Genomic DNA, 19,138 nt, shown 5'->3' on the forward strand with positions numbered 1-19,138 from the left:
TAAACTCAAGCGGATTTGCTCCATAGTCACCGCCATCCCGCTCTTCTACAGTCATCACACGATAATCGGCCCCCGACAAGCACGTCGGGGGCCTGTGCGATTCACCCGGAGGAATGAAATGCAAACACGCAAATTGGGCAACGGCGGCCTGGAAGTCTCGGCGTTAGGGCTGGGTTGTATGGGCCTGAGTTTTGGTTACGGCCCGGCACCACTAACTCCATCATCAGACCGAAAACCTCGGTGCAGTGGCGGTGTGCTGTTTGCGGCTGGGGTAATAGAGGTAATAGCCGGCACAAAGGCGATGCCGAAGCCGAGCAGCGCCGCGTCATTTCCACCGAATTCAGCCTCTTATGCTGCGCCAGATGTCCTTCCAGCACAAAGATGGGGTCCCGCTGCGTATCGGGGAATACTATGCAGTGAAAACCGGAATATTGAAACCGGGCGGTGGCAGCGTATTATCGAGTGAGCGAATGGAGCACAATTGTATTGTTAAACAGGAAGGGATATCAGGGATGAGTAAACGTTCAGAAATACGCGACGTAAGGCAGGCCGCGACTGAAAAGTATGGACTGGTTTATACGGAGATGCTTGGCTGGATTGACCTGGGGCACGCGCAGGGAACAGATATTCGAGCACTGCTGAATAAAATAGCTCGTGGAGAATCATCGGGACAGGAATACTACGATGTCACTTACTCTCAGGGCATGACGTCACCCTATGGAGTAGTCCGTTCGGGTAAAGTGATGACGTGGCGTATCAGGTGTGGTCGCCCGTACTGGGAACAGAAGAGCATTGCGCTGGCGATGATGATGACAATGGCGCGGAGGTTTGAAGCTTTTCAGGGATCTTTCCCCAATAACTATGTGACAGACAGCGGATTTAGCGGTGAAGACCTGGTTTCTGATTTGCTTGGATTCTATCGTGCAGTATCGATTCAGAACCCGTTTGATATGCTGCGCCCGGTCAGCCAAGTGGCGGCGCTAAAGCGTTGGGATTATTACGGCAAAATGGGTAAATGGAAAAACGAAACTTTCCAGCCTCTGCTATTCCCTGATCCTGAAAAATTCCCTAATGCCAGGCCACGTCATGGGATACTGCCGCCGTTTATGCGAACTATCGTGCCCTATAACGATTTTTTATCAGGAAACGTGATTCTGCCGAACCCTGATAGAACATTTGTCGTTTTAGGTTCTGGCACTGGCAGAATGGATCTATGAAAAAGTCTCTGAAGGTGCTGGCTGCAGTGGTTGTGGGCACTGGTGCCGCGTTATCTTTCACATGGCCGTATCTCAAGATGGAGTTCGCCGACAGTGCATATTATACCCAGCAGGATAAAAGGGAATATGAGTATTACACGCCAGAACTGCTGAAAAACATGCCGCGAATCTCAGATAATTATAAGTTTGAATTCGGAAATGTTAGCGGCCCACAGGCTCATGTTTTTACTGTGAGATTTTATGGCACTCCTGATACGAGTAAGGTTCGCAACTACCTGGCTTCTGTGGGTTATAAAGTGCAAGCTCAATGTGATGTTGAAGCAGAATGCTGGAGAACTCAGCGTTCTAAGGATGTTGTGACGGTCATTCAATACACTTCGCCAGATAGCCTAGTGGTTCAGGTCTACCGCAGCCCTTACACAGAGTAGCGTCTGATATCTTCAGAGCATGTAAAGGGTCTTTCTGGGACCCTTTTAAATTGAGAGCAGTTAAATCAATAAAAACAGCAAACTATGTTCTTATTGTGGTTTGTTGCACGTACGATTGAACCTCAAATCCTTTGTATACGCTTGCCGGGGGCATCACACCCGAACACTCATGAATTAAGCTCATAGGTCCTTGCGTATTTTGTTATCTAGTCCCGGCAGCGGCGTGGCGTTATCTTTCTCTTTTTCGCGCCATCTTAACGGGAACACCCAGTGAAATTACTCGCAGCGTCTACCCTTATCTTGTTCATGTCAGCACCGGCAGCCATTGCCGAAACGGAGGAAAAATTGAAAATTCAACGCAGCGGTTCCCTGCCATCCCGACCAGGTCCCGAGGATTACTTTACCGGCCAAGTGCGGATTGATGCGCCTTTTGCCGGCACTGAACCGGCCCGCGTGGGCGGCGCCACCGTGACCTTCGAACCCGGCGCTCGCACCGCCTGGCATACTCATCCGCTGGGGCAGACGTTGATCGTCACCCAGGGGCGCGGTTGGATCCAGATATGGGGCGACCCGATCCAGGAGATGAATCAGGGCGATATCGTTTGGATCCCCGAAGGCGTCAAGCACTGGCACGGCGCTACCCCCGAAACCGCCATGACCCACATCGCCATTGCCGAATCCCTCAACGGCAGCCCGGTTGACTGGATGGAGAAGGTGAGCGACGAGCAATACCGGCAATAAGCTGGGGTATGCATGGCATAAGTAAAATGTGAAATATCGATGAAATCCTCTTCGCCCTGCGATTTCCTTTGCAGGGCCTCTATCTTGTTTATTTATCGATGGTACAACGCTCTCGATGGGACAGGATGCCCTGCGGTCATTAGTCTTGATTCTGCCGACTGTCGGCTAATGAGCAAACGAGGCTACTACCATGAATACCTGCCCTGATATTTCCACATTGCGCACTATCATACCGGCCGCTACCGGAGAACTGATTGAAGTGACATCCTATTATTCCAATTGGAATGCATCATCGACATTGCCGGACGGCGGTGGTTTATTCAGCGCGGTGCAATCGACAACGTTAAGCGATGACGGCGGAATTTATATCAAATCTGGCGGCAATTGGGTTTGGGTAAGAGTTTTGGATGTATCAGGCGTTGTTACGCCAGCCATGTATGGGGCTAGAGGAGATAATGTTACCGACGATACAGAGGCGCTCACCCGGTGTTTCCTTTCCTCTTATGGCGTAATTTGTCGCGCAGGTGCGACTTATCTGACGTCCGATACAGTGAGGGTTAAAGATGGCAGAACACTGCGTAAAACCATCAATCTAAATGGATCGACCATCCGGGCCAAAACAGGGCATGTGAAACCGATGTTCGCCAATGAAACCTCCACCGCAAGCACCTATGATTATCTGCATGGTGTTGAAATGTTTGGCGGCAAGCTGATTGGGGTAGCCAACCGCGATAGCATTTACAATGTGGTGCAGAAACACGTGGGTTACTCCGGTGCAGACGGTAGTTATTTCCATCACATGCAACTGAGCAATTTTTGCGACGGTTTTAGTCTCCAGGGTAAATCAATGGCTCATGACATTATAGTCGATGAATGCCGTGATGATTTCTTCGCAACTTACAATAATGACAATGTAATTTCTAACATCTCTTGTGGTTATTGTCTGGGAGATGGTTTCCTGGTGAAAGGCAATAATAACCATGTGACCAATATTACCATGCTGGGTGCGGGTATTCCGGCAGCTAAACCCGAAGCCAATTACCTTTCAGGTGCCGTATTGAGTATTGCTCAGGATGGGGATGTCGGCAGTAATAATTTCATTGCGAACATTCAATGTGGGCAATGGGGTAGCGGTGTCATCATTGGCTCTGGTAGCAATAATCTCTGTATTAACGTTAGTGCAGGGGATTGTTATTTTTTGAACAACCCGACCAGTACGGCGATAAAAAATCGCGCTTGTGCCGTTTATGTCTCAGGTAAAGGGCACACCGTCCGTAATGTGGTCGTCGGTGCCTGTCTGAGCGGCGTCGAACTGCATAATGGTTCTGAAGATACTTTAATCGATGACATTTCTCTTCGCTCTTGTTACCACAGCTTTGCGTTATCTGCATCGGGTACACAGAGTCGTTGTCGTATTGGGCGTTTGGATGTAGGTAAGGTCGATATTGCAGACAGTCTCTATATCAATATGCCGCAGTTGGTGATCGATGAAATTAACGTGCGCGAATTTTCTGCTGCCTATACTGCAGGTACTGCCATTTGCCGTATTTTGAGCCCTTGCTCCATTCGCCGCCTGAATTTCTCTCAAGGATTACCTGAAGGTTCACTGCCGGTAGTTTTGATGGCCGCAGATTGCGATATTGATGAGCTTATTGTCAAAGAAACCAAGGCCGTTTGCCTATTAACTACTGCCAACACTCTCAAAGTGCCGCGCAATGTAATCATTGAGCAAAGCGTCGAAGCTATTGATTCACCAGTGAAGTTGATGGGGATTGGTCAAAGCGTGGCGAACAATTGGCGCATCACGGGCAAAGAAACTGTACTTCCTGCGTTACGTGGCGCAGGGGTGCATCTGACGATTGGGCAGTACAGCGGTTTGCCTTGGTATATCGATACGCCAGTATCGTCGGCGCTTTATGTCGGTAAACCTGTTGGCGGCAGTTACCATAAGGCGGCTAATGCAGTGGCGCAGGGCGGGTTTACGTTAGCTGCCGGAACTGGGCAGACTGGCAACGCTGAACTGGCATTAGCTTGGGATGGCGCACGCATTCATGTTGCTCTTGATGGTGTTGATATCGGTTTCTTGGCACCGCAAAACTACAGTTGAACCCTTATTTATATCAGCCCTATTGCCCTGCGGCACGTCTGCGGGGCAACTTCTTGTGGGCATGGCATTCAACACTACGTTAGTGGTGGCTCGGCTCGCAAAAACGCAGGCAATTGCCGAAGGGATCGGTGAGGTTCACCTGTTTTCCCCAATCAAGGGTTTCAACCCCCGGACGGGCGTAACGGTACTGTTTCGCTATTAACTCCCGATGCAGGGTATCGACATCGCGGGTCGGAATAAACACCGCTGAGCCGGGCGTAGCGTCGCCGTAATGCTCGCTGAGATGCAGAGTCAGACCTGAGCGCGATATCTGGGCATAAAGCGGCAGGTCTTCGCTAAAACGGTGCTCCCAATCCAGCGTGAAACCGAGAAAATCCAGATAAAACTCTTTGGCTTTTTCAACCGAGAAGATACGGATAATGGGAATGGCGGCGGAGAATTCCATGTGAGAGTCCTTGAGAAGCCCCTGACGGGCGATCCAAAGTAGCAGAAATGGCAGCAGATTAGCCAGCGCTCAGCCCCCTTGCGGGGGCCGGTGACAGATTCAGATATCCAGCCCGCCAAGGCACAGATATTTGATCTCGAGATAATCCTCGATACCGTACTTCGACCCTTCGCGCCCCAGGCCGGAGTTTTTAACCCCGCCAAAGGGGGCGACCTCGGTAGAGATCAGCCCTTCATTGATGCCGACAATGCCGTATTCCAGCGCTTCGGCCACGCGCATCACCCGGCCGATGTCGCGGCTGTAGAAGTATGAGGCCAGGCCGAACGGCGTGTCGTTCGCCAGTTCGATGGCTTCGGCTTCGTGCTCAAAACGGATCAAGGGTGCCACCGGGCCAAAGGTTTCCTCATGGAAGATTTTGGCGTGCCTCGGTACGTCGGTCAGGATGGTCGGCGTATAGAAGTTATTGCCCAGCGCATGGGGCCGGCCACCCAGCAGCACCGAAGCACCGCGTTTCACGGCATCGGCGATATGCTCGCTGACTTTCTCCACCGCCTCCCGGTTAATCAAGGGGCCGATAGTGACGCCGTCGTCCATACCATTGCCCACTTTCAGCTTTGCCACAGCGGTTTTCAGCTTTTCCGCAAAAGCGTCGTAGACGCCGTCCTGCACCAGAAAGCGATTGGTGCACACGCAGGTCTGGCCGGCGTTACGGTATTTTGAGGCTACTGCCCCGGCGACGGCGGCGTCCAGATCGGCATCGTCAAACACGATAAAGGGCGCGTTGCCACCCAGTTCCATACTGGTCTTTTTGATGGTGGGCGCACACTGCGCCAGCAACTGAGCGCCCACCTCGGTGCTGCCGGTAAAGGAGAGTTTGCGTACGTCAGGGTTCGCGGTCAATTCGCCGCCGATCGCTTTGCTGGGCCCGGTAATCACGTTGCAGACGCCCGCCGGTAAACCGGCACGTTCGGCCAGCACGGCAATCGCCAGCGCCGAGAACGGGGTCTGGCTGGCGGGGCGGATCACTCCGGTGCAGCCCGCGGCCCAGCCGGGGCCGGCCTTGCGGGTGATCATCGCCGCCGGGAAATTCCACGGCGTAATGGCGGCAAATACCCCGATAGGTTCTTTTTGCACGATAATGCGCCGGCCGGGCAGGTTTTGCGGAATGGTGTCGCCGTAAACGCGTTTTCCCTCTTCGGCGAACCACTCGATAAACGAAGCCGCATAGGCAATCTCACCGCGGCTTTCGGCCAGCGGCTTGCCCTGTTCAGCGGTCATGATGCGCGCAAGGTCGTCCTGGTGTTCCATCATAAGTTCGAACAGGCGGCGCAGCTTGCCGGCTCGCTCTTTGGCGGTCAGCGCGCGCCAGGCCGGCTGGGCTTTTTTGGCGGCGGCTATCGCCTGCGCGGTTTCTTCGGCGCCAAAGGCCGGCACCTGGCCGACCAACTCGCCGGTGGCCGGGTTATGGATCTTGATGGTTTGCCCGTCTTTGGCCTGCAGCCATTGCCCATCGATGTAGTTTGCTTCGCGAAATAGCGCGGGATCTTTGAGGGTGGCGGAGAAGGTCGTGCTCATCGGTTATCTTCCTTTTCAGAATTTCAAACACTGTGGTCTGTCCCAAATATTCCTCTTTACCCTAGCAAACTTTTCCGCATTCATTTGCTGCCATGCGCACCTTCTGTACAAAAAACAGTCGTCGCCGGGACGATACTGAACTCAGTAAGCATATGTCCCTTTTCGAGATAACAAAAAGGAGTGTGCAGAATGGTAAATTCAGTGAATCGGCACCTTGCGGCCTACAGCAGCAACATGGATTTCCTCGCTTCCAGCATTGCGCTGATGGAGTGGCAGGGGCGCGAAATCGACGCCGGCAAGGTGGCCGGCAATATGTCGGAAGCGCAAAGTCGTTTATTTTTTGAGCGCCTGAGCTATTTTCGGCAGCTCTATCGGGCCGTTTCGGCGGCGGAACACAGCGTATAAATCCTTATCACCCAGACCCCGCCAACGCGGGGTTTTTTATGACGACTTACCTTTGCCACACCCCGGTGTTCAGCGTGGCCGGAGAGTATTCCAGGTTGCGGCCGCGCCAGGGCAAAGCCTGCGGGAAGCGCCACGCACTGCGCATATCAAATCGCCAGTAACGTTCCGCCCCCTCCACCCCGTGGTCGATATCCGTTTGCCAGAGGATCTGCGTTTCCCCTTGCAGATGCAAAATATCGCCATTGTCGAAATCGATAAACAGCAGCGCCGCCCGTGGCTCGGCCAACAGGTTACCCAGCGTGTTCATGTAGCGGTTGCCGCGAAAGTCCGGTATCCACAGGCGGTTGTCCGCCAGATGGATAAACCCCGGCTTGCCGCCACGGTGCGACATATCCATGCCGCCCTGCGCCAGCCCGGAGTGAGCGCAACTGGCGACGAAAAAGGTGTCCGCCCGCCGGATCAGCGCCTGCGCACCAGCATCCAGCGCAGGAAGATATTCAATCGGCGCAGGATCAGCGGCCACCGGGTAAAGCTCGCGCCGCTGAATATATTGCGGGCAGTTGCCAAAGCTTTGCCGGACCTCGATTTCAATGCGGTTCTTGTCGGTGCGGCCAATCACGCCGTTGGCTCGGTTGCGCCTGCGGTTGCTGAAATCCAGCCCCAACGCGCCAACCAGTTTGCCGCTTTGCAATGCGGCCTGCGCCGGATCGTCGTTGCGGCGCGGCGCGCTGATCCGCAGGTGGGTGTCATCCGGCGTGCGCAGAAAACCGGGCGGGCCGCTGAACAGCGTAGCGACCGGCCAGCCCTGATCGTCCAGCGTAGCGACGAACAGGTAGGGCAGCGCGGCGAAAAATTCGCGGTGCTGGTCGGGCATGGCGGCATAAATACCTGCGCCCACGCGGTCAAAACCGGCCAATGCCTGGGCGCGCACTTCATCGGGGTGGAACAGCGGCTGTGTCATCAGCGTTACCTCGCAGTGGGTTCCGGCAGCGCCGGCATGGCGAAGAAACCAGGCAGAGCGGCGATGCGCGCGACCCAACGCCGGATCGCCGGATAGGGCGCCAGCGAGATGCCGCCTTCCGGCGCTACTGCCACGTAACTGTAGCAGGCCAAATCACCGATGGTGGCGTGTTCCGTCGCCAGGAAATCACGTTCCGCCAGATGCAGTTCCATCTGCTGCAGGAAGCGCGCCGCGATCGCCAGCGCAGCCTGATAATCCTCCGGAGAGGAAAATTGGGCGATCAACCTGCTGGAGGCCGGGCCGTAGCGGACCTCTCCGGCAGCTTTGGACAACCACACTTGCACCTGCGCCGAAGCCTGCGGCGTTTCCGGTAGCCAGTGGCTGCCCGGCGCGTAGCGTTTGACCAGATACACCAAAATGGCGTTGCTGTCGGCGAGCGCCAAGTCGCCATCCACCAGCACCGGGATTTGGCCAAACGGATTGAGGCGGCGGAAAGCCTCGCTCTGGCGCACGCCGGCGGGAGCCTCGATAAATTCGTAGGGCAGGTCAAGCATGCGCAGCAGTAACGCCACGCGATGAACGTGGCCGGAAAGCGGGGTACCGTACAGTTTGAGGGTTTGCATAATGAGGCTCCTGAATAATTTTTATCAGCATACTCTTGCGGGCAGCGAGCGGAATCCGGCAATGTAGAAATTGATAATTTCACATTTTGGAAGAATCTATGGATCGGTTGGACGAACTGGCTATCTTTGTGGCGGTGATTCAGCACGGCAGCCTGGCTGCGGCCGGGCGCAAGCTGCGGCGTTCCGCGCCGGCGATTACCCGTGCGATTGCCTCGTTGGAGCAGCGCTTTGGCGCCCGCTTGGTGGAGCGCACCACCCGGCGGCTGGCACCGACCGAGGCGGGTTTGCGGCTGGCGGAGCGTGCGCGCCTGCTGCTGCATGACTATGACTCGGCGGTGCTGGACACGGCGGACAGCCAGCTCTCCGGCCTGTTGCGCGTCACCTCGCCGGTGCAGTTCGGGCGCAAACACGTGGCGCCGCTGGTGATGGCGTTTCTTGACCGCTATCCGCAGATGCAGATTGAAATGGTGCTCAACGATCGCAACCTGGATTTGATCGATGAAGGGCTGGATGTGGCGGTGCGCATTGGTCATCAGCAGGATTCTTCCCGGGTGGCGCGCCGGTTGGGGCAGGTGTCGCGGGTTACGGTCGCCAGCCCGGCTTATCTGGCGCGGCGCGGTGAACCGCAACACCCGGCGCAGTTGACCGATCACGATACCATTGTCGGTACCCAACGCGCGTCGCTGCGCGAATGGCGCTTTGGCCCGCAGGAAAATGGCGAGCGGGTGCGGCTGACGCCCAGGCTGTTGATCAACGAGGTGGAAACCCAACTGCTGGCGGTGCGGGCGGGCAAGGGCATCGCCCGATTATTGTCGTATCAGGTGGCGGACGATCTGGCGGCGGGCACGCTGGTGCGTTTGCTGCCGGCGTATGAACCCTTGCCGATGCCGGTGCAACTGGTGGCGCAGAACGTGCAGCGCATGCCGCTGAAGGTGCGCACCTTCTGGGACTACGCCTGGCAAGAATTAAGTCGGTTGGCGCAAATTCAGCCGGTATAAACCGGCGAATCAATACCGATAAGTTTCACTGGTTAAACTTATTTGGTGCAAAAATAAGATTTATTTTACCGTGCACGCATTGCTGCGGTTCCCTTCTTGACAATATTTTGGCCGGTGCTAATAGTTAACGCATATCTTATCTTAAATAATAAACGAAGTTTAATATATGAAACTTGTCCCGGGAAGTTACGATAACGGTTCGACGGTAGACAATGAAAATGAGATCCTGAACTCATTTCAAACCCGCAGTCAGGCCGTTTATCAGCAAGTACGTAGCGAACTTAATATTGCCTATGGTTATTCGGAACGGGAAGTTTTTGATTGGTTATATTCTGACGCGCCCTCTAAAGGAACATTAATATTTATTCACGGCGGTTATTGGCAATTTTGCCGTAAAGACGACTTCGCTTTTATTGCTGAGGTGCCATTGGCGCTGGGTTTTGATGTGGTGTTGCTGGAATATACGTTGGCGCCGGTGGCGACGCTGGAGGATATTTGCCGGCAAATCGGCACGGCGCTGGATGCCATTGAACTGCGGCTGGCACCGCAAAAAAACGCGCCGGTCTATTTGTGCGGCCATTCCGCCGGCGGGCATTTGGCCAGTTATTGGCAACAGCATGCCGTTGTTGACGCGGTATTGCCCATCAGCGGCATTTTTGAACTGGAACCGCTGTTAAGCACTTACGTAAATCGGCAATTGCAACTGACCCGGCGGCAAATCACGCAGCTGAGCCCGGTGCGCCATATTCCTGAACAGCTAAAACCCATGACGCTGTTTTACGGCGCAGCCGAACTGCCGGAGCTGATAGGGCAGTCGCTTCATTATTACGCCGCGCTGCGGGAGAAAAACCTGCCGGCTGAACTGGTTGCCGTAGCGGGAGCCAATCATTACAACGTACTGGATGCGCTGTTCGCCGCTGACGGGGCGCTGATCCGGCAGTTAATCACCACGGGGAAATAAACCATGCGCAGCATCGTTGATACCGGCCTGCCGGAGATTGGGCAACCCTTTTCCTGGGCCACCAAAGGCGGGGGCATGTTGTTCACTGCCCACGGCCCGGTCAGGCCAGACGGCAGTATTGAAACCGGTGCGCCGGAAAGCCAGATTACCCTGACGTTCGATAATCTGGCGCAAACGCTGAAAGCGGCCAATAGCCACAGCGATAACGTATTGCAGGTGATTGTTTATCTCACCGATGTGAATGACGTTAAATTACTCGATGAGATTTATAAAAAATACTTTAATTACCCTTACCCCAATCGCTCAACCGTGATTGTCGATAAATTGGTAGTGCCGGGAATGAAAATAGAAATAACCGTCAGCGCCACGGCCTGAGTCGCATTTAATTATCACCTGCACCAGTCAATTCATTAAATAATGAATTAAGGAATCGCTATGTTTAATCATATCGGCGCATCTGCGCCCGATCCTATTATGTCGTTGATGGAAGCTTATTTACAGGATGAAAATACGCAGAAAGTGAATCTGGGTATTGGCCTTTATTATGATCAGCAGGGCAGGATCCCGCTGATGCAGGCGGTTGAAGCGGCCGAACGGCGCTTGCTTGAACAGCGTACTCCCCACGGTTACCCGCCGATAGAAGGTTCGCCGCTGTTTACCCAACAGGTGCAAAGCTTGCTGTTTGGCGAACAGGATACCTCCGCTATCGCCACGGTACAGACCCTCGGCGGCTCCGGCGCGTTGAAACTGGCGGCGGACTTTATCCACCACTATTTGTCCCGCCGCGATATCTGGGTGTCTGACCCGACCTGGGCCAACCATTGGGCCATCTTCGAGGGGGCCGGGCTGAAGGTTCACACCTATCCGTACTTTGATGAGGCCAGCGGCGGTCTGCGTTTTGACGCCATGCTCGATACGCTCGCCAGCCTGCCGGAAGGCAGCGTGGTGCTGCTGCACCCTTGTTGCCACAACCCGACCGGCACCGATCTCACTCAGGCGCAGTGGCGCGCCACGATCGAGGTGCTGCAACGCCGCCGGCTGCTGCCGTTCTTCGATATCGCCTATCAGGGGTTTGGCGACGGCCTGGTAGAAGATGGTTTTGCGTTGCATGAGGCGCTGAAAACCGATCTGGAATTTTTGGTCGCCAACTCGTTTTCTAAAAATGTCGCTTTGTACGGCCAGCGGCTCGGGGGCTTATCGGTACGCTGTGGCAGCCCGCAAAGCGCGGTGAACGTGAAGGGCGCACTGAAAACGCTGATCCGCCGCAGCTACTCCTGCCCGCCGACCCATGGCAGCCGGATTGTGGAGACCCTGTTGGCGGACGCGGCGCTGCGGCATCAGTGGGAGAGTGAACTGGCCGGCATGCGCCAGCGCATTAAGCAGATGCGCCAAATTCTGGCCGCAGGGCTGGAGCAGGGCGGTTCACGGCTGGATCACCGTCGGATCCGCGATCAGAAAGGCATGTTCAGCTATACCGGGCTGAACCAACAGCAACTTGCCCGGCTGCGGCAAGAGTATGCCATTTATCTGGTAGCGCCCGGCCGCATGTGCCTGCCTGGCCTGAACCAAAATAATGTCGATTACGTTACTGCCGCCATGCTGGACGTCACCCGCGCTGTGTGAAAAAGGTAGGACATTGCCATGAAAGAGATGAAAGGTTTTGACGAAATAGCCCGGCGGCAGGGCGGGTTGAAAAAGCAGCTCACCGCCGGGCAGATGTCGATGCTGGCGATAGGCGGCGCGATCGGCACCGGGCTGTTTCTCGGCAGCGCCTATGCCATACAAATGGCTGGCCCCAGCGTGTTGCTGAGCTATTTTATCGGCGGCGTGGTGGCTTTATTGCTGATGGGATGCCTGGCGGAGATGACCTCCGAACATCCGACGCCCGGTTCTTTTGGCGACTACGCCGAGTTTTATATCAGCCCGCTGTTCGGTTTTTTGGTGCGCTATTCCTATTGGTCTTGCGTGGTGCTGGCGGTAGGCACCGAAGTGACCGCCATCGGCATGTACATGCAGTTCTGGTTCCCCGGCACGCCAATCTGGCCCTGGGTGCTGCTGTTTTCTGCGGCGGTGATCGCCATCAATGTGATTGGCGTCAAGTCGTTCGGCCAGGTGGAGTACGCGCTGTCGACCATCAAGGTGGTGGCGATTGCGGCCTTTATCGCCATTGGTATCGGCATCTTGGCCTTTTCCGCCAACCCGGCCTTTGGGGTTAAAAACTTTACCGACAACGGCGGCTTCTTCCCCTTTGGCGTCAAAGGCATGTGGTTCGCGGTGATCGTCTCCATTTTCAGTTACCTGAGCATTGAGATGATTGCGGTGGCCGCCGGGGAAGCCAAAAACCCGGTGATTGCGGTCAAAACCGCCTTCAAGGGCACCATTTTGCGGTTGTTTATCTTTTACATGCTGTCGATTGCGCTGATGCTGGCGATCGTACCCTGGCGGCAGTCCGGTACCGGCGAAAGCCCGTTCCTGGTGGCGATGAACGTGATCCATCTGCCTGCCGCCGCCGGTATCTTCAACTTCATCGTACTGGTGGCCGCGCTGTCGGCGATGAACAGCCAACTGTACATCACCACCCGCATGATGTTTTCACTTTCCCGCGCCGGGCAGGCTCCCGCTGCGCTGGGCCGCGTCAGCCAACGCGGCATACCGGTGAGCGCGTTGGCCATGTCCTGTATCGGCATTGTGGTGTCGATCGTGCTGAGCCTGGTTTATCCGGAAAAATCGTTCGCCGCCATGATGTCGATCTCGGTGTATGGCGCCTGCTTTACCTGGTTGATGATCTTTGTCACTCATCTGTTTTTCCGCCGTCAGCACCGCAAAACCCACCTGAAATTCCGCATGTGGGGCTTCCCGTACACTACGCTGGCGGGGGCCGGTTTGATGGCCGCGTTGCTGATCTCGACGGCGTTCACCGAGTTTTTCAAAATGACGCTGTGGTTTGGCATTCCGTTCACCCTGCTGCTGGTGGCGGTCTATTTCTTCTATAGCCGTCACCAGCCCGTGCCGGGCCGGGTGGAAACGACGGGCGCAGAGTAAACCGGTCTGCTGAAAATGTGTCTATGTGGCTCTGGCAATAAACCACTTTATCCGGAGAATGACCCCTCTTTGAAGCGTGTGGAGCCTTATTGGAATGACAAGTCAGACAGCAAAAACCGGGGTTAACGTTGGCGGGGTGCATGCGGGCGCCACGCGTTCGGCGCAGGGTTGGGTCAACGGTTTTTTGGGGATGTTGATTTTCAGCGGCTCCTTGCCCGCCACCCGGGTGGCGGTGCTGGAGTTTGATCCGGTATTCCTGACGGCGATGAGGGCGACGATTGCCGCGCTGCTGGCCCTGAGCGCGCTGTTGTTGATGCGCCAGCGTTGGCCTCGGCGCGCTGATATCGCGCCGCTGATTTTTGTCGCCGTCGGGGTGGTGATCGGTTTTCCGCTGCTGACGGCATTAGCCTTGCAACACACTACCTCGGCGCATTCCATGGTTTACATCGGCCTGCTGCCGCTGGCGACGGCCTGTTTCGGCGTTTTGCGCGGCGGGGAGCGCCCGAGGGCGGCCTTCTGGGGCTTTTCGCTGGTAGGCGGCCTGTTGGTTGGCGCTTTCGCACTGAGCCAGGGTTCTGGCGGTTCCTGGGCAGGTGATGCGCTGATGGTGGTCGCGGTACTGCTTTGCGGATTGGGCTATGCCGAAGGGGCGGTACTGTCCCGCCGGCTTGGCGGCTGGCAGGTGATCTCCTGGGCGCTGGTGATCGCGTTGCCGCTGGCGGCGGCGGTCGCGGCCTGGACGGCACCGGCAGCCTGGACAGGGGTGAGCGCCGGGGCCTGGTTCTCGTTGGGTTATATTTCGCTGTTCAGCATGTGGATAGGTTTTATTTTCTGGTATCGCGGCTTGGCGCAGGGCGGTATTGCCGCGGTGGGGCAACTGCAATTGCTGCAGCCGTTCTTTGGCCTGGCGTTGGCGGGGCTGGTACTGCATGAAACCGTCCAACCGGCGATGATTGCAGTGATGGCCGGCGTCGTGATTTGCGTGTTCGGCGCCAAGCGTTTTTCGCGTTAAATCCGGCGGTGTCAGCTTGTCAGCGACAAGATGACCTGATTCAACTTTTGGGCGGCGCGGTGAATAGCCTCGTCGTCGTAACCTCCCAGCCCCAGTATCAACCCGCTTTTTCCGCTGTCGGGTGCGTACATCGGCGACAGCGCACTGACCGCCACTCCGGCCTCGCCGGCGCCGGCGGCCACCCGTCGGTCGTCCAACCCCGCTTTCAACCACAATACCCGGTGCATCCCCTGGTCACTGGGGAGTAAGGTGGCAAGCTGCGGCGAAATATGCGCGTTGACGGCGTCGGTCAGCACGCGCCGCTTTTCCGCATAGACGCCGCGCATTCTGCGGATATGACGATCCAGATGCCCCTGCGCCATAAAGCTGGCCAGTACGTGCTGGTCGGCGGTAGGCGGGTGGCGGTCCATCAGCACTCTCGCACCGCAGAAGGCAGCCAGCAGCGGTTCCGGGACGATGGCGTAACCCAGCCGCAATGACGGGAACAGGATTTTGCTGAAGGTACCGAGGTAAATGACTCTGGCGGGATCCAACCCTTGCAGAGAGGGAAAAGGGTGACCGGCGTAGCGCATTTCACTGTCGTAATCGTCTTCGACAATCCAGGCTTTTTGCTCTTTCGCCCAGGCCAGCAGCTCAAGCCTGCGCGACATGCTCATCGGCATGCACAGCGGATACTGATGAGACGGGGTGACAAAAGCGGCCCTGGCCCGTAGCGCTATTCTTCGGCCCGCCGCCACGTCGATGCCTTGGTCATCGACCGGCACCCGTGCCATCTGCCGGTCCCTGAGCAGGTTGTCAAAGATAGCGGTAATACCGCGATAGGCGGGGTCCTCAACCCAGGCGGCGTCGCCGGCGTCCAGCAGGATTTGCGTGGCGAGATAAAGCCCCTGCTGGGTGCCGGAGGTGATGATCACCTGTTCTGGCGTACAGAGCACCGAACGCGATTTTCGCACATATTCACAGACTGCTTTGCGCAGCGGCAACTCGCCAAGAGGGTCGCCGTAGCCTGATGGGGCGCCAGGCCCCCGGGCGCGGATCCGGTTGCCGAGCCGGCGCCAGACGTCATCGGGGGCAGTATCATTGATCGGTACCGAGACGGTGAAAGGGACCGGTGGCAAGGGCGCCCGCTGGGCGGAGAATTGTGCCAGCGCCTGCGCCTGGGCGGTCAGGGGAATGTCGCAGGTCTGCGGTTTTTTGGCCGGTGGCGGGGTTTTGCGATTGAGCGACAGGGCCACGCGGGTACCCGAACCGGGCAGCGCTTCCAGAAATCCTTCGGCGGTTAGCTGCTCAAAGGCGGCCAGTACCGTTCCTCTGGCGAGCTGCAAGGCGCCCGACAGCACCCGCGTCGAGGGCAGCAGATCGCCTGCTTTCAGCTCGCCTTTATGAATGGCGGCCCGCAACGCCTGGGCAAGCTGGCGGCTGAGCTGCCCCGCGTTTCGGTCAAGTTCGCCGATGGCGGGGATTTCAACGGTTTTGGCGGTTCTTGGCATGGATTCCGGTCCAGAAGTCAGTGGCAATACAGGGTATTAACTGTAAACCACTTTTGAACGGAATGCGGTAGCCCGTCCCGTTTAAAGTTGGCTTTTTGGGAGCAGGTGATCGCCAAAACTCAGGCGCTGGCGGCCGGGCTCCACTTCGGCCAGCGGTTCGACCTCGTTCAGCGTGGATTTGCAGCGCAGCACCAGATCATGATATTCACGCGTGCCGGTCACTTTCCACGCCAGCTCCTGTTCGGTCAGGTCGCGCAGTACTCGCGCCGGGCTGCCGACCACCAGTTTGTTGGCCTCAATCACCGCCGCCGCCTTCACGAAAGCCATGGCGCCGACGATGCTGTTCTCGCCAATCTCTGCGCCGTCCATGATCACCGCGTTCATGCCGACCATGGCGTTGCGGCGGATGCGGCAACCGTGCAGGATTGCGCCGTGGCCGATGTGGCCGTCTTCCTCGACTACGGTGTCTTGTTGCGGAAAGCCGTGCATCACGCAATTGTCCTGAATGTTGGCGCCGTCGCAGATAACCAGCCGGCCAAAATCGCCGCGCAGGCTGGCGTTCGGGCCAATATAGACCTGCTTGCCGATAATCACGTCGCCAATCAGCACCGCCGTCGGATGCACATAGCTGCTCGGATCTACCACCGGCGTCAGGCCGTCAATCTGATACACAGGCATAGTTAAATCTCCTTGAGAGTATCGCGTGGCAGGCCGCCAAAACGCCGATAATAACTTGCCGCCGGGGCGGGCAGGGAACCGATAGTGGTTTCCGCCAGCGCGCTGACATAATCGGTTGCGGCGCGGTCTACCCGCTGATAAATGTTGATGCACAAATTGCGGGCGATTTGCCCCTCCCACTGTGCCGGTAACAGGGCGTCCGGCAGCAGCGGATCTTTCAGCGCCACGCGGCGAAAGAAGTGGATCAATAATAGCTTAATCTGGAAGCAACGCTGGGGCGTCAGCAGGGCGTCGTCGGCTTCGCGCAGCAGTTGCATCAGCGGGCGGAAGGAGACGATAAACTCGTGATAACCGGCAGCCACGTCTGCCAAAGACCAGCAGGTAGCCACCAACTGTTGCAGGGTAGGTTCGGAGCGGTTGTACGGGTAGTCGGCGCGGAAATAGATCACCTGCTCGCTGGCGTTAAGCTCGCCGAGCAGTGCCGTCACGTCGGTTTGCGCATGGGTGGGCGCCGCCATCAGGTTATTGGCGATCTGGCCGAAACCCAGCCAGCCCAGCTCTTTTTTCAGCCGTGCCCGCTCGCTTTTTTCCGCGCTTTCCAGCAGCAATAAATCCCATTTGCCGTCCCAGGCCGGCGGTTCGCTGAGGTAGATTTTCGACTCTGCGTGGCGGAACTGGCGCATGCCCTGATCGGTCACCCGATAAAAACTGCGTCGGCCTATTTTCTCCACCGCCAACCAACCCTCTTTTTGCAGACGGAACACCGAGGTGCGCACGAAGCGATCGCCGAAACCCAGCGCCTCCAGCAGCGCGCTCAGACTGCCGAGCCACACCTCGCCGCCGCGATGGCTCAGCGCATCGCCATACAGGGAGATAATCAGTGAAGTGCCGCTGATCGGCTGGTCGTCTACAGCATGGCGGATAAACTCATCCAGTTTATGTTCCATATTTTTCCATGGGTTAGCCGTCGATGAGACACAACATTAACACAATTCATTAAGGCGTCATCCGTGACGCCGGCTGAATTAGCGCGGCCGCAGATCGACCACGCGTTGGGCTTTGCCTTCCGAACGCGGAATGTCGCCGCAGTTGGCGATGCTGACGTCGGTGCTGACGCCGATAATCGATTTGATATGGTGACGCAACTGGTGGCAGATCTCGCAGCGCTGCTGGTGGCTGAGACTGAGCGCCGACTCTTTCAGCTCAACGCGTACCGCCAGGGTATCCAGATGCCCGCTGCGGCTGACCTGCAACTGGTAGTGCGGCGACAGCTGTTCGAACTGCATAATTTGCTCTTCCACCTGCGATGGGAACACGTTGACGCCGCGAATGATCAGCATGTCGTCCGAACGACCGGTGATTTTCCCCATGCGCCGCATCTGGCGCGCATCGCCCGGCAGCAGGCGGGTGAGGTCGCGGGTGCGGTAGCGGATCACCGGCAGCGCCTCTTTGGTCAGGGTGGTAAACACCAGTTCGCCATGCTGGCCGTCCGGCAGGACTTCGCCGCTCTCCGGGCAGATGATCTCCGGCAGGAAGTGGTCTTCCCAGATGGTCGAACCGCCGCCGCTTTCGGCGCACTCCATCGCAACGCCCGGCCCCATCACTTCGGACAGGCCGTAAATATCCAGCGCCCTGATGCCCAGACGGGACTCAATCTCGTGGCGCAATGCCTCGGTCCAGGGTTCGGCGCCAAACACCCCGAGGCGCAGCGAACAGCTGCGGGCATCGCCGCCCATCTTGCGTTCCAGTTCGTCGATCAGCGTCAGGCAATAAGACGGCGTCACCATGATGACATCGGGTTTGAAGTCGAGGATCAGCTGTGCCTGCCTTTCGGTTTGCCCGCCGGACACCGGGATCACCGTCGCCCCGAGCCGCTCCGCGCCGTAATGGGCGCCCAGGCCGCCGGTGAACAGGCCATAGCCGTAGGCCACATGCACCTTGTCTTTGGCGGTGGCGCCCGCGGCGCGCAGGCTGCGGGCGACGATATCGGCCCAGTTATCGATATCCCGTTGGGTATAGCCAACCACCGTCGGTCGCCCGGTGGTGCCCGACGAGGCGTGAATGCGCACCACCTGTTCCATCGGAACGGCGAAGGTATCAAACGGGTAGTTGTCGCGCAGATCCTGCTTGGTGGTGTAGGGGAAGCGCGCCAAATCGCTCAGCTGTTTGAGATCGTCGGGGTGTACGCCTGCCTGATCGAACTTGCGTTTATACATCGGCACGTTGTTGTAGGCGTGATGCAGCGTCCATTTCAGGCGTTCCAACTGCAACGCTTCTATCTCATCGCGCGAGGCGAACTCAATGGTGTCGAGTGGCCGTGGAAGGGTTGTCATAGTTAGCCTCGGAGTGTCATGCCCGTTCAATGATCATAGCAATACCCTGACCGGCGTCGATACGCTGGGGGTAGAGCGCGTCGCGGCTCATCGGCGTGCGGACGCCGTCGCAAATAAATGCC

Annotated in this window: 19 protein-coding genes; 11 read left to right on the plus strand and 8 right to left on the minus strand. The window is 57.0% G+C overall.

All coding sequences use genetic code 11. The features are described 5' to 3' along the window. Positions 1-512: 512 nt before the first annotated feature. From SPL01S_RS01235 to SPL01S_RS01250, 4 genes are all read left to right on the plus strand, one after another. A complete protein-coding gene (locus SPL01S_RS01235) occupies positions 513-1,217 on the plus strand; it encodes a hypothetical protein (protein ID WP_063197235.1) in 705 nt (234 codons plus the stop codon). Further along, a complete protein-coding gene (locus tag SPL01S_RS01240) occupies positions 1,214-1,645 on the plus strand; it encodes a hypothetical protein (protein WP_063197094.1) in 432 nt (143 codons plus the stop codon). The genes SPL01S_RS01235 and SPL01S_RS01240 overlap by 4 nt, the downstream gene beginning before the upstream one ends. Before the next feature lie 345 nt (positions 1,646-1,990). Then, a complete protein-coding gene (locus SPL01S_RS01245; protein ID WP_063197237.1) occupies positions 1,991-2,386 on the plus strand; it encodes a (R)-mandelonitrile lyase in 396 nt (131 codons plus the stop codon). Positions 2,387-2,576: 190 nt separating this feature from the next. Further along, positions 2,577-4,493 (plus strand): putative phage tail protein, encoded by a 1,917-nt coding sequence (locus tag SPL01S_RS01250; protein WP_063197096.1) that lies wholly within the window; start codon positions 2,577-2,579, stop codon positions 4,491-4,493. 79 nt (positions 4,494-4,572) lie between these two features. On the opposite strand, the gene SPL01S_RS01255 is transcribed toward SPL01S_RS01250, so the two are convergent. Both SPL01S_RS01255 and gabD read right to left on the minus strand, forming a co-directional pair. Continuing rightward, positions 4,573-4,938 (minus strand): glyoxalase superfamily protein, encoded by a 366-nt coding sequence (locus SPL01S_RS01255; protein WP_063197098.1) that lies wholly within the window; start codon positions 4,936-4,938, stop codon positions 4,573-4,575. Between the two features lie 99 nt (positions 4,939-5,037). Beyond that, positions 5,038-6,513: an NADP-dependent succinate-semialdehyde dehydrogenase gene (gene gabD / locus SPL01S_RS01260; RefSeq protein ID WP_063197100.1), complete on the minus strand. Its 1,476-nt coding sequence runs from the start codon at positions 6,511-6,513 to the stop codon at positions 5,038-5,040. Between the two features lie 189 nt (positions 6,514-6,702). Between gabD and SPL01S_RS01265 the strand changes: the two genes are divergently transcribed. Beyond that, positions 6,703-6,918, plus strand: a complete 216-nt coding sequence (locus SPL01S_RS01265; RefSeq protein ID WP_063197102.1) for a glycogen synthesis protein — start codon at positions 6,703-6,705, stop codon at positions 6,916-6,918. Between the two features lie 46 nt (positions 6,919-6,964). Here SPL01S_RS01265 and SPL01S_RS01270 read toward each other — a convergent pair whose 3' ends face one another. Both SPL01S_RS01270 and SPL01S_RS01275 read right to left on the minus strand, forming a co-directional pair. Further along, on the minus strand, positions 6,965-7,879 hold the full coding sequence (locus tag SPL01S_RS01270; protein ID WP_063197104.1) for a pyridoxamine 5'-phosphate oxidase family protein: 915 nt from the start codon (positions 7,877-7,879) through the stop codon (positions 6,965-6,967). Positions 7,880-7,884: 5 nt separating this feature from the next. Further along, positions 7,885-8,502, minus strand: coding sequence for a glutathione S-transferase family protein (locus SPL01S_RS01275; RefSeq protein ID WP_063197106.1), 618 nt, complete (start codon positions 8,500-8,502; stop codon positions 7,885-7,887). A 98-nt stretch (positions 8,503-8,600) separates the two neighbouring features. On the opposite strand from SPL01S_RS01275, the gene SPL01S_RS01280 reads away from it, so the two are divergent. The 6 genes from SPL01S_RS01280 to SPL01S_RS01305 all read left to right on the plus strand — a co-directional run bounded on the left by SPL01S_RS01280 (position 8,601) and on the right by SPL01S_RS01305 (position 14,515). Beyond that, entirely contained in the window at positions 8,601-9,500 is a 900-nt protein-coding gene (locus SPL01S_RS01280) for a LysR family transcriptional regulator (protein WP_062871268.1), read from the plus strand. Between the two features lie 166 nt (positions 9,501-9,666). Continuing rightward, positions 9,667-10,461 carry an alpha/beta hydrolase gene (locus SPL01S_RS01285; protein WP_063197108.1) on the plus strand — a complete coding sequence of 265 codons (795 nt, stop codon included), beginning with the start codon at positions 9,667-9,669 and terminating at the stop codon, positions 10,459-10,461. A gap of 3 nt (positions 10,462-10,464) precedes the next feature. Continuing rightward, positions 10,465-10,836, plus strand: coding sequence for a RidA family protein (locus tag SPL01S_RS01290; RefSeq protein WP_062871266.1), 372 nt, complete (start codon positions 10,465-10,467; stop codon positions 10,834-10,836). Positions 10,837-10,896: 60 nt separating this feature from the next. Continuing rightward, positions 10,897-12,084, plus strand: coding sequence for an amino acid aminotransferase (locus tag SPL01S_RS01295; RefSeq protein ID WP_063197110.1), 1,188 nt, complete (start codon positions 10,897-10,899; stop codon positions 12,082-12,084). Between the two features lie 18 nt (positions 12,085-12,102). After that, positions 12,103-13,503 carry an amino acid permease gene (locus SPL01S_RS01300; RefSeq protein ID WP_063197112.1) on the plus strand — a complete coding sequence of 467 codons (1,401 nt, stop codon included), beginning with the start codon at positions 12,103-12,105 and terminating at the stop codon, positions 13,501-13,503. A 94-nt stretch (positions 13,504-13,597) separates the two neighbouring features. Then, a complete protein-coding gene (locus SPL01S_RS01305; RefSeq protein WP_063197114.1) occupies positions 13,598-14,515 on the plus strand; it encodes a DMT family transporter in 918 nt (305 codons plus the stop codon). Between the two features lie 11 nt (positions 14,516-14,526). On the opposite strand, the gene pdxR is transcribed toward SPL01S_RS01305, so the two are convergent. The 4 genes from pdxR to paaK all read right to left on the minus strand — a co-directional run bounded on the left by pdxR (position 14,527) and on the right by paaK (position 19,016). Then, entirely contained in the window at positions 14,527-16,005 is a 1,479-nt protein-coding gene (gene pdxR / locus SPL01S_RS01310; RefSeq protein WP_063197116.1) for a MocR-like pyridoxine biosynthesis transcription factor PdxR, read from the minus strand. An 81-nt stretch (positions 16,006-16,086) separates the two neighbouring features. Continuing rightward, positions 16,087-16,683, minus strand: a complete 597-nt coding sequence (gene paaY, locus SPL01S_RS01315; protein ID WP_062871259.1) for a phenylacetic acid degradation protein PaaY — start codon at positions 16,681-16,683, stop codon at positions 16,087-16,089. Between the two features lie 2 nt (positions 16,684-16,685). Further along, on the minus strand, positions 16,686-17,630 hold the full coding sequence (paaX, locus tag SPL01S_RS01320) for a phenylacetic acid degradation operon negative regulatory protein PaaX (RefSeq protein ID WP_063197118.1): 945 nt from the start codon (positions 17,628-17,630) through the stop codon (positions 16,686-16,688). Positions 17,631-17,708: 78 nt separating this feature from the next. Next, positions 17,709-19,016 carry a phenylacetate--CoA ligase PaaK gene (paaK, locus tag SPL01S_RS01325; RefSeq protein WP_062871258.1) on the minus strand — a complete coding sequence of 436 codons (1,308 nt, stop codon included), beginning with the start codon at positions 19,014-19,016 and terminating at the stop codon, positions 17,709-17,711. Positions 19,017-19,138: the final 122 nt, after the last annotated feature.

Origin of the sequence: Serratia plymuthica NBRC 102599, from assembly GCF_001590925.1 — a bacterium.
In the GTDB taxonomy this organism is placed as follows: Bacteria; Pseudomonadota; Gammaproteobacteria; order Enterobacterales; family Enterobacteriaceae; genus Serratia; species Serratia plymuthica.